Source organism: Comamonas sp. B-9, from assembly GCF_000410635.1.
Taxonomy (GTDB): domain Bacteria; phylum Pseudomonadota; class Gammaproteobacteria; order Burkholderiales; family Burkholderiaceae_C; genus Comamonas.
Window position 1 is genome coordinate 20,312 of record NZ_APCR01000304.1, and the last position, 14,996, is coordinate 35,307.

The 14,996-nt window shown below is 64.5% G+C and carries 14 protein-coding genes; 4 read left to right on the plus strand and 10 right to left on the minus strand.

Annotated features, from left to right (window positions below; genetic code table 11):
- Nucleotides 1-88 precede the first annotated feature (88 nt).
- Complete coding sequence (locus H928_RS0102540) at nucleotides 89-1,009, plus strand: LysR substrate-binding domain-containing protein (RefSeq protein WP_021025088.1); 921 nt, start codon at nucleotides 89-91, stop codon at nucleotides 1,007-1,009.
- Between the two features lie 215 nt (nucleotides 1,010-1,224).
- On the plus strand, nucleotides 1,225-2,433 hold the full coding sequence (locus H928_RS0102545) for a glycoside hydrolase family 5 protein (RefSeq protein ID WP_021025089.1): 1,209 nt from the start codon (nucleotides 1,225-1,227) through the stop codon (nucleotides 2,431-2,433).
- 10 nt (nucleotides 2,434-2,443) lie between these two features.
- Here H928_RS0102545 and H928_RS0102550 read toward each other — a convergent pair whose 3' ends face one another.
- From H928_RS0102550 to ppa, 10 genes are all read right to left on the minus strand, one after another.
- Complete coding sequence (locus tag H928_RS0102550) at nucleotides 2,444-3,721, minus strand: amidohydrolase family protein (RefSeq protein ID WP_021025090.1); 1,278 nt, start codon at nucleotides 3,719-3,721, stop codon at nucleotides 2,444-2,446.
- A gap of 53 nt (nucleotides 3,722-3,774) precedes the next feature.
- Complete coding sequence (locus H928_RS0102555) at nucleotides 3,775-4,698, minus strand: ABC transporter permease (protein ID WP_021025091.1); 924 nt, start codon at nucleotides 4,696-4,698, stop codon at nucleotides 3,775-3,777.
- 49 nt (nucleotides 4,699-4,747) lie between these two features.
- On the minus strand, nucleotides 4,748-5,809 hold the full coding sequence (locus tag H928_RS0102560; RefSeq protein ID WP_021025092.1) for an ABC transporter permease: 1,062 nt from the start codon (nucleotides 5,807-5,809) through the stop codon (nucleotides 4,748-4,750).
- A 9-nt stretch (nucleotides 5,810-5,818) separates the two neighbouring features.
- Nucleotides 5,819-7,393 carry an ABC transporter ATP-binding protein gene (locus tag H928_RS0102565; protein WP_027010462.1) on the minus strand — a complete coding sequence of 525 codons (1,575 nt, stop codon included), beginning with the start codon at nucleotides 7,391-7,393 and terminating at the stop codon, nucleotides 5,819-5,821.
- Between the two features lie 137 nt (nucleotides 7,394-7,530).
- Entirely contained in the window at nucleotides 7,531-8,535 is a 1,005-nt protein-coding gene (locus H928_RS0102570; RefSeq protein WP_021025094.1) for a BMP family protein, read from the minus strand.
- A gap of 407 nt (nucleotides 8,536-8,942) precedes the next feature.
- A complete protein-coding gene (locus H928_RS0102575; RefSeq protein ID WP_021025095.1) occupies nucleotides 8,943-9,299 on the minus strand; it encodes a hypothetical protein in 357 nt (118 codons plus the stop codon).
- The gene (locus tag H928_RS0102580; protein WP_021025096.1) at nucleotides 9,299-9,697 is read right to left on the minus strand and encodes a phage holin family protein; all 399 of its coding nucleotides are present in this window, start codon (nucleotides 9,695-9,697) and stop codon (nucleotides 9,299-9,301) included. The genes H928_RS0102575 and H928_RS0102580 overlap by 1 nt, the downstream gene beginning before the upstream one ends.
- 107 nt (nucleotides 9,698-9,804) lie before the next feature.
- Nucleotides 9,805-10,122 (minus strand): YqjD family protein, encoded by a 318-nt coding sequence (locus H928_RS0102585; RefSeq protein ID WP_043338381.1) that lies wholly within the window; start codon nucleotides 10,120-10,122, stop codon nucleotides 9,805-9,807.
- Nucleotides 10,123-10,357: 235 nt separating this feature from the next.
- Complete coding sequence (locus H928_RS0102590; protein WP_021025098.1) at nucleotides 10,358-11,470, minus strand: NAD(P)/FAD-dependent oxidoreductase; 1,113 nt, start codon at nucleotides 11,468-11,470, stop codon at nucleotides 10,358-10,360.
- Between the two features lie 135 nt (nucleotides 11,471-11,605).
- A complete protein-coding gene (gene ppa / locus H928_RS0102595; protein ID WP_021025099.1) occupies nucleotides 11,606-12,133 on the minus strand; it encodes an inorganic diphosphatase in 528 nt (175 codons plus the stop codon).
- 265 nt (nucleotides 12,134-12,398) lie between these two features.
- Here ppa and H928_RS0102600 point away from each other — a divergent pair, with 265 nt between their 5' ends.
- Complete coding sequence (locus tag H928_RS0102600; RefSeq protein WP_021025100.1) at nucleotides 12,399-13,832, plus strand: aldehyde dehydrogenase family protein; 1,434 nt, start codon at nucleotides 12,399-12,401, stop codon at nucleotides 13,830-13,832.
- 264 nt (nucleotides 13,833-14,096) lie between these two features.
- Nucleotides 14,097-14,726, plus strand: a complete 630-nt coding sequence (locus H928_RS0102605; RefSeq protein WP_027010465.1) for a DUF2889 domain-containing protein — start codon at nucleotides 14,097-14,099, stop codon at nucleotides 14,724-14,726.
- Nucleotides 14,727-14,996 lie beyond the last annotated feature (270 nt).

Genomic DNA, 14,996 nt, shown 5'->3' on the forward strand with positions numbered 1-14,996 from the left:
TTGCATTGCTGTGACAATGCGGCACCATCATTGAATTAATGGAAAGTGTTCTGGCTACTTTTCATCAACAAAACCACTGACTGAGACTATGAAACGGGACTGCCCCACCATCCAGGAGCTGCTCGCGCTCGACGCCGTGGCCCGCCATTCCAGCCTGACCCTGGCTGCCTCCTCGCTGTGCGTGACCACCAGCGCCGTGAGCAAGCAGATTGCCTCGCTGGAGGGCTTTCTGGGCACGGCCCTGCTGCAAAAGCTGGGGCGCGGTGTAGAGCTCACGCCCGTGGGCCGCAGCTACTGGCTCAAGATCACGGGCAGCCTGCGCAGCCTGGAGACCGCCACCTACGAGGTCCGCGCCGGCGCGGACACGAATGTGCTGACCCTCAGCTGCGTGCCGACCTTTTTCACCCGCTGGCTCATTCCCCGCCTGCCGCGCTTTCGCCAGGCCCACCCCCGCGCCACCTTGAGCTTCAGCCGCCATCTGGCGCCGCTGGAGAACCTGCCGGCCCATGTCGATGCCGCCATCCGCTACAACCCAGCCGACTACGCCGGTGTGGTCAACGAATACATCGCCGGGCGCGAATTCGTGGTTATCGCTTCCAGCGCGCTGATGCAGGGCCTGCACAAGATCCAGGACCCCGCCGATGTGCTGGCCCATACCTTGCTGCACCATGAAGAAGCCCAGGGCGCCTGGTCGCAATGGGCCGCTGCCCATGGCATCACCCACCAGTTGCTGATTGCGGGCCCTCGGTTTGCGCAGTACTCGGCCTTGATTCAGGCAGCGCGCTGTGGTCTGGGCATCGCCTTTGTTCCCCTCATCCTGGTCGAAGACGAACTGGCAGAAGGCGTGCTGGTCACGCCATTCGAAGGAGCCACCGCCGTCGAGCATGGCCACTACCTGTGCTACCGGCCCGATCGCATGCAGTCTCCCGCCTTTGCGCAGCTGCGGCAATGGCTGCTGACTGAGGGTGGCAGCCAGGAAGCGGTGCCAAGCCTGCCTGGTCATCCCTAAAAAGCAGAAGCGCCACCCGGGTCTCCGGCTTTCTCCAACACCAACGAGATCGCCAAGCCATTGTGTGAGCAAGCGCAAGGGCTGGGCCCGGCGATATGCCTCGGAAAGCGGCCAGAAATAGCGCCCAAGCCCGTTGCAAACAGAAATCAATCAAAGCATTACCAGTGATAGCATCTGCCGCATCCCCCGTCACCGGCCTTCAACGCCCTGCTTCGATGTTCAAGATCTCTGTACCCAGCCTGGCCGTCGCGATGGCGCTGTCCGCATCCGTGCAAGCAGCCGAAGCGGCCGACCTGGCGGCCTTCTGGACCACCACACAAAGGGGCGGCAACAGCTTTAACCGCTTGCCGCCGGATGCCCACTATTACGAAGCGCTGCGCGGCTACGGCGCCAGCTGGGTACGGCTGTCGTATGACAAATGGAAGCCTGCGCAGCGCGATTTTTTGATGGGCAATGCGGACGACTACCAGCAGCTGGTGGCATCGGACCTTGCCACGCTCCAGGCATCGGTAGCCAAGGCCCATGCGGCGGGGCTCAAAGTGGTGATTGCGCCGCTGTCCCTGCCGCTGTCACGCTGGTCGCAAAACAACCAGGGGCAGTTTGATGACCGCATCTGGCAGGACCGGGCGCACTGGAAGACCGCCGGCCAGTTTTGGCAGGACCTCGCCCGCGCCTTGAAGGACACGCCCGGCATAGCGGCCTATAACCTGATCAACGAGCCCGCGCCCGAAAAACAAGGCGGCATGCCCGAGCATGCCAGCGCCCAGGCGATGCAGGCCTGGTATGCGAAGGCGAAAGGCGGGTCGCGCGACCTGCCCGCGTTCTACCAGTACCTGATTGCCCAGATCCGGGCAGTCGACCCGGACACGCCCATCATGGTCGATGCCGGCTGGTATGGTGCGGCCGATGCCTTCGCTTACTGGCCCGAAGCGCTGGCTGACAAACGGGTGCTCTACAGCTTTCATATGTACGAGCCCTACCAGGCCACCAGCACCCCCAACATGAAGCGCAAGCAGCCCTACCGCTACCCGGGCGAGGTGCCGTTTGCCGGCAAGACCCAGCCCTGGAACCAGCAGCGCGTGGCCCAGTACCTGGGTGCCGTCAACAGCTGGGCGCGCTCCTTGGCGATTGCGCCGGAGCAAATTGTCATGGGCGAGTTTGGCTGTGTGCGCATGCTCGGCAGCTGCAGCCAGTACCTGGACGATGTTCTGTCTTATACCGAGGACAAGCGCTACCACTGGGCCTTCTACAGCTTTCGCGAAGATGCCTGGGACGCCATGGACTACGAACTGGGCCAGGCCAAGGTGGACTGGCGCTACTGGGATGCGATGGAAAAAGGCCTGCCCGACCCGGTCAAGCGCAGCGCGACACCGGAGTTCGAGCCGATCCGCAAGCGCTTGCAGCAGCACTTGCAGCAGCGCTGAAAGGCGCCGCTTAGCGCGCGCTCAGCAGCGTGGTGCTGGCAGGTCGCCCTGGCAAGTTCAAGCTAGCCACCGGTGCCGGTGTGCTGGCAATGCGCTGGCCACGGCGCCATACGCCCAGGCGCGTGGCTTTGAGGCGCAGGGCCTCCACCGGGTCCTTGGCATGCAGCAGCACAAAGTCGGCATGGGCGCCCTTTTCAATGCCATACCCTTGCAGGCCCAAGAGGCGTGCGGGGTTGCAGGTGATCGCATCAAAGCACTGCTGCATGCCGGCGCGGCTGGTCATCTGCGCCACATGCAGGCCCATGCTGGCCACCTCCAGCGCATCGCCCGAACCCAGGCTGTACCAGGGGTCCATCACGCAGTCATGGCCAAAGGCCACCGTGAGGCCTGCGGCCATCAGCTCGGGCACGCGCGTCATGCCACGGCGCTTGGGGTAAGTGTCATGGCGGCCCTGGATCGTGATATTGATCAAGGGGTTGCTGACAACGCCCAGCTGCGCCTCGGCCATCAAGGCCATCAGCTTGCTGACGTAGTAGTTGTCCATGCTGTGCATGGAGGTCAGGTGCGAGCCAGTCACGCGGCCCTGCAGGCCCAGGCGCTGCGTGTGGTAGGCCAGGGTTTCCACATGGCGCGACATCGGGTCGTCCGACTCGTCGCAGTGCATGTCCACCCGCTTGCCGCGCTCGGCGGCCAGCTCGCAGAGAATGCGCACGCTCTCTGCCCCATCGGCCATGGTGCGCTCAAAGTGCGGAATGCCGCCGACGACATCGACGCCCAGGTCGAGCGCGCGCTGCAGGTTGTCCAGCCCGCCCGGTGTGCGCAGCACGCCGTCTTGCGGAAAGGCCACCAGCTGCAGGTCGATATAGGGCGCCACGCGCTTTTGCACATCGAGCATGGCTTCGACCGGCAGCAGGCTCGGGTCGCTGGTGTCCACATGGCTGCGAATGGCCAGCAGGCCGCGCGCCACCGCCCAGTCGCAGTAGGCCAAGGCACGCTCGACCAGCGCCTCATGCGTCAGCTGGGGCTTGAGTTCGCCCCACAGCGCAATGCCTTCGAGCAAGGTGCCGCTTTCGTTCACACGCGGCATGCCATAGCTCAGGGTGGCATCCATGTGGAAATGCGGGTCCACAAAGGGTGGGCTCAGCAGCAGGCCCTGGGCGTCCACCACCTCGGCAGCGGGCGCCTGCAGGCCCTCGCTCACCTCGGCAATCTTGCCGTCCTGCACGGCGACCGACATGTTCTTGCGGCCATCGGGCAGGCTGGCATTGCGAATCAATAAATCAAGCATTTTTTATCCTTGTAGGCAGACCAGGGTCTGCATCGTGGGGCGCGAAGCGCGGCTCAGCGCTCGCCTTTGCGGTAGGGTTTCATCAGCGCCTGCGGATAGGCAGCTTTGCGGGCCACCAGCACCAGCGCCAGGATCGACAGCAGGTACGGCAACATCAGATAGAACTGGTAAGGCACGAGGCCATCGCCCGACTGCTGCAGGCGCAGCTGCAGTGCGTCGAAGAACGCAAACAGCAGCGCGCCCAGCAAAGCCTTGCCCGGCCGCCAGGAGGCAAACACCACCAGCGCCACGCAGATCCAGCCCCGGCCGTTAACCATGTTGAAGAAAAAGGCATTGAAGGCCGACAGGGTCAAAAAGGCACCGGCCACCCCCATCAGCGCCGAGCCCGCAATGATCGCACCGCTGCGCACCGCCATCACGGCCACACCCTGGCCTTCTGCGGCCTGCGGGTTCTCGCCCACCATGCGAACCGCCAAACCCAGCGGCGTGCGAAACAGCACCCAGGCCAAGAGCGGCACCAGCAGCAGCGCCAGCAAGGTCAAGGCGGTCTGGTCGCCCAGAATCGGAATCGGCAGCCAGTCCATGGCCTCAAACGGCGTGATCGTGGGCGGCGTGTTCACCTTGGGAAAGCTCACGCGGTAACCGTAGTACGACAAGGCCGTAGCCAGCATCGTGATGCCCAGGCCCGATACGTGCTGCGACAGCGCCAGACCCACCGTCAGCCAGGCATGCAGGCTGCCCAGCACCGCGCCGGTGAGCGCGGCCACCAGCACGCCCGTCCACAGGCCGTGGCCGGCATACACGGTCAGCCAGCCGGTAAAGGCACCGGCCACCATGATGCCCTCGATGCCCAGGTTCAGCACGCCGGCGCGCTCGCACAGCAGCACCCCCAGCGTGCCCAGCAGCAGCGGCGTGGCTGTACGCAGCACGGCCACCCAGAAGGAGGCATTGGCCAAAATATCCATCACATCGCTCATGCTGCACCTCGCGCTGCCGTCTGTTTTTGGGGTTTCAACATCACAGCGCTCACTTTCTGCGCAGGCGGTATTGGGTCATCAGGCTGGCCACCAGCACCGACAAGAGCGAGGCGGCCACGATCACATCGGCAATCGCATTGGGCACGCCGACGGCGCGGCTCATGCTGTCGGCTCCCACCAGCATGCCGGCCACAAACACGGCCGAGGCCACGACACCCAGCGGGTGCAGGCCGGCCAGCATCGCAATCACGATGCCGCTGTAACCATAGCCGGGCGACATGTCTAGGGTCAGGTAGCTGGTGCGGCCCGCCACCTCGATGGCGCCGGCCAGGCCCGCGAGCCCGCCCGACAGCAGCGCCACCAGCACGACGGTGCGGGTCACCGGCACGCCGGCAAAGGCCGCTGCGCGGGGGTTGGCGCCGGCTGCGCGGATGTCAAAGCCCGGCACGGCCCGCTGCAGCAGCAGCCACAACGCGACCGCCAGGCCCACCGCCATCAGCAAGCCGTTGTGCAAACGGGTCTGCGCAATCAGCTTGCCCAGCTCCAGGTCGCCCTGCAGCGCCACGCTCTGCGGCCAGCCCATCGCCATCGGGTCTTTCATCGGGCCATCGAGCAGGTAGGACACGGCCAGCAGCATGACAAAGTTCAGCAGCAAGGTGGTCACCACCTCGTCCACGCCCAGCTTGGTCTTCATCAAGGCCGGGCCCAGCAGCAAGGCCGCGCCAGCCAGTGCTGCTGCCAGCAGCATCAGCGGAAACAGCAGATAAATGGGCAGCTCAAAGCCCGTGCCGCCATGCATGCCGCCCACCGCCACGGCCGCCACCGCGCCGGCATAGAGCTGGCCTTCGGCACCGATATTGAACAGCCGTGCGCGGAAAGCCACCGCAGCCGCCAGCCCCGTCAGGATCAGCGGCACGGCGCGCGTCAAGGTCTCCGACAGCGCAAACAGCGAGCCAAAGGCCCCTTTGAACAGCGCCACATAAGTAGCACCAACGGGCGCACCCGCCCATAGCACCAGCAAGCCGCTGATGGCCAAGGTAAATACCACCGCACCCAAGGGCGCAGCCACCATGGCCAGCTTCGAGGGGGTTGCTCTTTTTTCTATACGCATTGCAGTCTCTCAGCCCTGGCGCGCAGGCGCTGTCATAGGAGATCCGGCCATGGCCAGACCGATGGTCTCGCGGCTCCAGTCCGCAAAAGGCAGCACGGGGAACAGATGCCCCTCGTGCATCACGCCGATGCGGTCTCCGAGCGCCAGCACCTCGTCCAGGTCGTCCGAGATCAGCAGCACTGCAGCGCCGGCATCGCGGGCCGCCAGCAACTGCTGGTGCACAAAGCGCACCGCGCCAATATCGAGGCCCCAGGTAGGCTGGTGCGCCACAATCAGGCGCGGCGCCATGCCCTCGGCGCCTTGGGGTGCTAACAGCGCCCGGCCCAGGATCAGCTTTTGCATATTGCCGCCGGACAGCGAACGGGCAGGCGCATCCAGCCCACCGCCGCGCACATCGAACTGCTGGGACACATGCTGGGCCTGGCTGCGTGCCTGCGCACGGCGCACCCAGCCCCAGCGTGAGAACCAGGGGCTGCGCAGCCGCTCGGACACCGCGTTTTCCCACACCGGCAAATCACCGACCACGCCGGTGCCATGGCGGTCTTCCGGGATGCGCGCCACGCCCTGGGCGACCAGGGCCACGGCCGACGCCGGCATCGGCGCGCCCAGGTACTGCACGCTGCCCTGGCCCGGGCGGCGCATGCCGCAGAGCATATCGGCCAAGGCCACCTGGCCGTTGCCCGAGACACCGGCAATTGCCACCATCTCCCCGGCCCTCAGCACCAGCGACACATCCACCAGGCGATCGCGCGCGGTGGATTTGGCCGATGCCGTGGTGTGCACATTGCGCAGGCTGCAGACCTCATTGCCCACCTTGGCGGCAGGTTGGCGCTCGGGCAGACTCACCGCCTCGCCCACCATCCACTGCGCCAGCTGCGCCTGCGTGCTGCCTGCGGTTGGCGCCTCGGCCACCAGCTTGCCGTGGCGCAGCACGGCGACGCGGTCGGCCACGCGCAGCACTTCGCCCAGCTTGTGGCTGATGAAGATGATCGACAGGCCTTGGGCCACCATCTGGGACAGGGTCGCAAACAGCGCCTCGCTCTCCTGCGGGGTCAGCACGGCGGTGGGCTCGTCCAGAATCAAGATCTTGGCGCCCCGGTACAGCGCCTTGAGGATTTCCACCCGTTGGCGCTCACCCACCGACAGGCTGCCCACGCGCGCATCCGGATCGACCACCAGGCCAAACTGGCGCGCGACCTCGACCAGCTTGGCGCGGGCCTGGCGCTTGGCTGACTTGAGGCGCAGCAGCGATTCGCTGCCCACCATGATGTTGTCCAGCACGCTCAGGTTGTCGGCCAGCGCAAAGTGCTGGTGCACCATGCCGATGCCCGCAGCCAGCGAGGCGCGCGGCTGGCCCGGCGGCAGCGCCTGGCCCATCACATCAATGCGCCCCGCATCGGCCACATAGTGGCCAAACAGGATCGACATCAAGGTGGATTTGCCCGCGCCGTTCTCGCCCAGCAAGGCCACGATCTCGCCCCGGTGCAGGGTCAGCGAAATGCCGTCATTGGCCACCAGCGGGCCAAAGCGTTTGGTGATGCCGTGCAGCTGGAGCACGACAGGAGAGGAACTTGGAAGAGACATGGGCAAAGGGCCGCTGGGTTCGCTGGGCAGGCGACGGGCCTGGCAGCTGGCACAAAAACAGCCCCGGCATGGGCCGGAGCTGGAAGTTGGTGGCGCCGAGCTGCCAGAGCCCAGCGCCTAGGCAATCCAGGCCCGGCTTACTTGGCCGTGGACTTGGGTTGCGAGTCGTCGACCTTCACGACGAACTTGCCCGACAGGATGTCGGCCTGCTTGGCCTGCACCTTGGCGATCAGGTCGGCCGGCAGCTTCTTCTCGAAGGTGCCAAACGGTGCCAGCGACGAGCCCTTGTACTTCATCATCGAGTACGGACCGTAGTCCTCGGCCTTGTAGCTGCCGTCCTTGACCGCCTTGATCGCGCGCTCGACGCTCGGCTCCATGTGCCACAGCGCCGAGGCCACCACGGTGTCAGGGTACTGCGCCTGGGTGTTGATCACATTGCCAATCGCCAGTTTGCCCTTTTCCTTGGCCGCATCGCTCACGCCAAAACGCTCGGCGTAGAGCACATCGGCACCCTTGTCGATCATCGCAAAAGTCGCTTCCTTGGCCTTGGGTGGATCAAACCAGCTGTTGATGAAGCTGACGGTGAACTCCACCTTGGGATTGGTTTCCTTGGCACCCGCCATGAAGGCGTGCATCAGGCGGTTGACTTCGGGGATGGGGAAGCCGCCGACCATGCCGATCTTGTTGGTCTTGCTCATGCCGCCAGCGACCATGCCCGACAGGTAGGCGGGCTCCTGGATGTAGTTGTCGAACACGCTGAAGTTGGGCGCCTGGATCTTGCCCGACGAACCCATCACAAAGGCGGTCTTGGGAAAGTCCTTGGCGACCTTGCGCGCCGCCGCTTCCACACCAAACACCTCACCAAACATCAGCTGCGCGCCGCCGGTGGCGTACTCGCGCATCACGCGCTCATAGTCGGCATTGGCCACGTTTTCGCTGGACTTGTACTCGATCTCGCCACGCGCCTCGGCGGCCTTCAGTGCCTCATGGATGCGGCTGACCCATTGCTGCTCGTACGGCACGGTGTAGACCGCCGCGACCTTCACCTTGGTCTGCGCCCAGGCCGGGGCAGCCGACAGGCCAGCCAGCGCGAGGGGCAGTGCAGCCAGGCAGGTTTGAACAATACGACGCCGTGTAGTCATCAAGAAACTCCTTAGGGGTGAGATCCACTTGCCATCCAAGTGGGCGGGCGAGAGAAGCAAGTTCTGTACCGTGTCTTGTGCCAACGTGCTGCACCCGCCTGTGAGCGCTCCTGCATTGAGAGCAGCAACGTGTGGCTGGCTGCCAAGCGACAGCGCTTGCAGCGGCAGACACACGCACAAGACAAGTGCATCACGCAATGCGTATATACACAGCGCGCCGCGCATTCTACCCACATCAGCGGCGCTTGAAGCCATTTTTCGCCACGAGATCGCTGGCAGCAAGCGGGCAGTCCCTATCTTCGGGAATACGCGTATGGCAATGCGGCACAAAAAAAAAACCGCCATGCAGGGCGGCATGGCGGTCTTAGGGCTGTGGCGCAGTGCTGAGCCAGCGCGCTTGGCGCTGCTCAGTGGTTGCGGCGCAGCTTCATCACAATGGGCATCGCAATGGTGGCCATGCGAATGAGCTTGCGCGGCCCCAGCAGCAGGCCGGCGCCCACCAGGCCAGCGCAGACCAGCGGATGCTCGCGGCCAAAGCTGATCAGGCGCTCGGCCAGGGTGCCATAGGCCATGGGGTGGTGCTGGCCGCCGGTGGCATCGCGGCGCAGCGCCAAGGCTTGCTCACGCGCCAAGCGGCGGCCATCGAGGCGCTCGCGCTGGTTCTGGATGCGCAGCAGCACTTCTCGCGCTTGCGGGTCGGTGGCCTGCAGCAGTTGCAGCTCCGCGTCTTTGCTGGGGTTGATCATCGCTTGGGTCCCTTGCATTACTTGAGACGGCCCTTGACCGCTTGCCAGTCCTGGCGCAGCACGGTCTTGGTCAGCTGGAAGGGGTTGGCGGCCTTCTTCGTGGTCAGGTACAGGAAGGCCAGCACGCCCAGCCACAGCACCAGCCAGACACCGGCTACCAGCCAGGTGGCCAGCATGCGGTTAGGCGTATCCCAGAAAGAAATGATGATGGCGCCCGAGAGCACCGTCAGGGCCACAATGGTCAGACCCGCGACCACCAAACCCATCAGGACCAGCCAGATCAGGTTCTTTTTCTGCTCCTGCCATTCAATGGCCAGCAGATCCATTCGGTCTTCAGCCGCTATGGCGCTTTCCGACAGCAAGGCGCGAAAGCGCGCCAGCATGTCATCGACGCCCAGCACAGACAACCAGTTCATGGACTCTCCTCGTGCATATGGGGCACCTGGGTGCCCCTTGTTCTTGGTGTCGGCCCGGCGGGCCTTGTCAGCGCGGCCATGGTGCCCACGCTGGCTTCGGGCTCAGCTTAGCGGCGCGAGAAGATAAAACCGATCAGCGCGCCGACGGCCAGCGCTGCACCGGCAACGCGCCAGGGCTCGTCATGGGCATAGCGGTCAGCTGCCAGCGCAGCTTCCTTGGCCTGGCGGGCGGCTTCTTGTGCCGCGCGCACAGCGCCTTCACGGGCATCACCCGCGCTGTCTTCCAGGCGTTGGCGCAGTTGCTTGATGTCGGGCACGCCGTCCAGGTCCTTGCTCGACAGCACGCCGCGCAGATCGCTCACCAGTTTTTCCAGATCAGCCTGGGCATTCTCAACGGTATCGCTCAGCAAATTGGATTTACGCATGTTCATCATCCTTTTCTTGGTCAGGCTACAGGAAAGTTCCGCATCCACCCTGCGCAGCCAGGGCTGGCTGCTGCAGGGCGCAAGCTCCGTTACATGTTAACGGAGAAAGCGACAGCCACGGGTTCCGATATGCAGCCCTGCCTGTCAGAAGATTCCGACTATCGCCGTCAAACTGTGGCTTTTGTCGCATTTAGCTGCGCATCGCAGGTCCTGCGCACCTGCCCCTTGACGGCGGTCAAGCCGCTTCCTGGGCCACCGCTTCGTTCACCGCCTTGGCAATGGCCAGGCAGCTGGTCAGCCCGGGCGATTCGATGCCCAGCAGGTGGAACAGGCCCGGTGCGCCATGCACCTCAGGGCCTTGCAGCACAAAGTCGGCATCGGGCTCTCCCGGGCCACTGATCTTGGGCCGGATACCGGCGTAACCGGCTGCCAGCGCGCCATCCTGCAGGTCGGGCCAGTAGCGGCGCACAGCAGCATAAAAGGCGTCGCCCCGTGCCGGGTCCACCACCAGGTCATCGGCGCTGTCCACCCACTGCACATCCGGGCCAAACTTGGCCTGGCCGCCCAGGTCCAGGGTCAGGTGCACACCCAGGCCACCCACTTCGGGGACCGGGTAGATCAGCTGCTTGAACGGCGCGCGGCCGCTTAAGGTGAAATAGTTGCCCTTGGCATAGTGGGCCCTGGGCAGCTGCGACAAGTCAGCGCCTTCGAACTTGCGCGCCAGATCGGGCGCCCACAGGCCTGCGGCATTGACCACGGTCCTGGCCTGCAGCTCGGTGCCGTCTTCGGTGCGCAGCAGGATGCCGCCCTCTTCGCAGCGGGCGGCGGCCAGCGGGCTGTTGAACACCACCATGCCACCGGCGTTTTCCAGATCGCCCTGCAGGCTCAGCATCAGCCCGTGGCTGTCGACAATGCCGGTGCTGGGCGAATGCAGCGCGGCCACGCATTCCAGCGCGGGCTCCATGGCCCTGGCCTCCTCGCGGCTGAGTAGCACCAGGTCATCGACACCGTTGGCAGCGGCATGGCGGGCAATGTCCTGCAGCTTGGCGCGTTGCGCCTCCGACGTGGCCACAATCAGCTTGCCGCAGCGCTGGTGGTCAATGCCGCGCTCCTGGCAGTAGGCATACAGCAGGGCCTTGCCCTCCACACACCAGCGCGCCTTGCGCGAGCCCTGGGCGTAGTAGATGCCGGCATGGATCACTTCGCTGTTGCGCGAGCTGGTGCCCGTGCCAATAGCATCCTGCGCCTCCAGCACCAGCACCTCACGCCCGGCCAAGGCCAGCTCGCGGGCGACAGCCAGCCCCGCCACCCCCGCACCAATCACCACGCAATCGACAATATCGGCCACTTGCTCGCTCCTTCGCTTTTATATGCCCGCCAGCTTAGCGCCTGGCGCATCGCCCAAAAGCAAAAAGCCGGTGAAAAACCGGCTTTCGTCAGCGTTGCCTGGCCAGGGCCACAGGCCCCAGCAGGCGGCGTCTTTTTATTTGTTGTAGTTGGCGATGCCGTCCACGATTTCCTTGTGGGCTTCGTCCACGCCCTTCCAGCCCAGAACCTTCACCCACTTGCCCTTTTCCAGGTCCTTGTAGTGTTCGAAGAAGTGCGAGATCTGCTGGAGCACCAGGTCGTGGATGTCGCTCAGGTGGTTGATCTTGTCGTAGGCAGGCAGCAGCTTTTGGGTGGGCACCGCCAGCACCTTGCCGTCCACACCGGACTCGTCTTCCATGTGCAGGATGCCGATCGCGCGGCAAGGCACCACCACGCCGGTAGGCAGGGGGAAAGGCGTCATCACCAGCACGTCCACGGGGTCGCCATCACCCGACAGGGTTTGGGGCACATAGCCGTAGTTCAACGGGTAGTGCATGGCGGTACCCAGGAAGCGGTCCACGAACACGCAGCCCGAGTCCTTGTCCACTTCGTACTTCACAGGAGCGGAGTTGGCCGAGATTTCGATCACAACATTGAAGACATCAGGGGCCTTGGAGCCAGGGGTCAGTTTTTCGAAGGACATGCGATTCCTATGAGGTCAATTGAATGGAGGGCCGACAGCGCGCAAAAAGCGGCCCGCCAGCGGCAAAGCCCCGTGATTTTAGGTGCATTGGCCAGCCATTGCCCAAAAAATGCCGAGCGCCTGGGCAAATGGGGCGGTCAAACCCGTGACAACCGCGGGCTCATCCCGGTAGGCGCAGCCCCATTCCTGCGCTATTGTGGGGGCCGTTTCGAGCCTGCCGCCTGGCAGACTCCGCCGCCTATTGCACCCAGAACGGAACAACGCCATGCAATTGCATTACATCGCCAACGCCTCTGTGCCCTCGCTGTCGGGCAAGACCATCCCCGTCATTGACCCCTCGGACGGCCAACCCTTTGATGAAATCCAGCGCGGCAACGCCGAGGACGTGGACCATGCGGTGCAGGCCGCGCGCCTGTGCTATGAGAACGTCTGGCGCAAGACCAGCCCGGCCGAGCGCAGCCGCCTGATGATGCGCCTGTCGGCCAAGGTGCTCGAGCACGCCGACGAACTCGCCGCCATCGAGCAGCGCGACTGCGGCAAGCCCACCAAGCAGGCCAAGGCCGATGCACTGGCCCTGGGCCGCTATTTCGAGTTCTATGCGGGCGCTGCCGACAAGCTCCACGGCGAGACCATTCCCTACCCCCATGATTTCAGCGTGCTGACCTGGCGCGAGCCCCATGGCGTGACCGGCCACATCGTGCCCTGGAACTACCCGATGCAGATTTTTGGCCGCTGCGTGGGTGCGGCGCTGGCGGCAGGCAATGTCTGCGTGGTCAAGCCCTCGGAAGATGCGTGCCTGAGCCTCATCCGCGTGGCGCAACTGGCCGCTGACGTGGGCTTTCCTGCCGGCGCGATCAATATCGTCACCGGCTTTGGCCATGAAGTGGGCGATGCACTGGCCCGCAACCCTGATGTGGACCACATCAGCTTTACCGGCAGCCCCCGCATCGGCACCTTGATAGAGCAGGCGGCTGCCGAGCGCCACTGCCCCTGCACCTTGGAGCTGGGCGGCAAGAGCCCGCAGATCGTGTTCGCCGATGCCGATCTGGATGCCGCCATCCCGACCATCATCAACGCCATCATCCAGAACTCCGGCCAGACCTGCTCGGCCGGCTCGCGCCTGCTGGTCGAGCGCAGCATCTACGAAACCCTGCTCGCTCGCCTGGGCAGCGCCTTCGAAGCGCTGCTCGTGGGCCCGGCCAGCCTGGACCTGGACCTGGGCCCGCTGATCCGCCAGACCCAGCAGCAACGCGTCTGGGATTTTCTGAGCGATGCGCACAACGACGGCATCTCCATCGTCGCCCAAGGCCAGATCGTCGACGAGGCGCCCGAAGGCGGCTACTACCAGGCCCCCACCTTGCTGCGCGATGTGCCCGTGGACCACCGCCTGGCCCAGGAAGAGATCTTTGGCCCAGTGCTGAGCGCCATGGCTTTCGACAGCGAAGAAGAAGCCATCAAGATGGCCAATGCCACCCAGTTCGGCCTGGTGGCCGGCGTCTGGACGCGCGATGGCGGCCGCCAGTTCCGTGTGGCCAAGCGCCTGCGCAGCGGCCAGGTCTTTATCAACAACTATGGCGCCGGCGGCGGCGTGGAGCTGCCCTTTGGCGGCACCAAGGCCAGCGGCCATGGCCGCGAAAAGGGTTTTGAGGCGCTGTATGGCTTCACCACGCTGAAGACCGTCGCCATCCGCCACGGTTGATACCGAACTGGGGCGCTCCACCCGCCCTCCCCCCCCCCCCCCCCCCCCCGGCGCCGCCCCTGCTCTGCAGCGGCGGCGCGATTGTTTTTACAATGGAGGGCTGAGCGCAGCACACAGCCGGCCTGTCACCTGCTGCACAGACAGCCCGCAGCAACAGCCCCATAGTGATCAGCACTGGGGGCATGGCAGCGCCGTCAAACAAGCGCTGGCCTGCACCAAGCCGGGTCATCCACAAAAACAATCCCACCGCGACACCCTTTTTCCATGCCTTTGTCTCCCGTCCCCAACCGCGTCCCCAAACATTTGCGCGATGTGCGCTACCGCAGCTTCGAGCGCGAGGATGGCCTCTGGGATGTCGAAGGTGAGCTGGTGGACACCAAAGCCTATGACCTGGTGCTGTCGGGCGAGCGCAAGCGCAAAGCCGGAGAGCCCATTCACCATATGTGGATTCGCTGTACCATTGATACAACACTTACAGTTGTTGCCATCGAAGTCGCGATGGATGCCCACCCACTGGGCGAATGCCCGCTGGCCCTGCCTGCCATGCAAAAAATGGTGGGCTGCTGCATGGCCAGGGGTTGGCGCAAGGCCATCGAGGCCAACCTGGGCAGCATTGCGGGCTGCACCCATATGCGCGAGCTGTTGTTCAACATGGCAACCGCCGCTTTTCAGAGCGTGAACCAGGCCTTTGCCCGCCCCCAATCAGACCAGCCCCCCCGCCACCTGGGGCAGTGCAAGGGCTGGGATTTCAATGGCGCCGGCGTCGCTGCGATCTACCCCCAATTCATCGGCTGGCAAGCGCCCAAGCCAGGCAACACCGGCGCTGCAGCGGTGGCAACCACTAGCGACAGCCCCGCCGATAAGCCCACCACGGACAGCGCCAACAAAGGCTGAGCGCGCACCCAGCGCCCCGCTGCCCTGCTCCCGCCACCACCGCGCCCCAGCCGCCGTGGTGGCTTTTTTGCGCACACTTTTTGCAGGCATCCTGGGGGCCTTAAGGCGGTCTTAAGGTACTTCTGCAGGTACTTCTGCTGCTACTTCTGCCTAGGGGCCAAACTGCGCAGGCTTGCAGAAAACTAGTATTAACCCTAGGAATCTATGACAGCAAAATGCATGGACGTGTTCGCTCAAAATCAAAAATCGTTGAACAATTTTTAATACCAC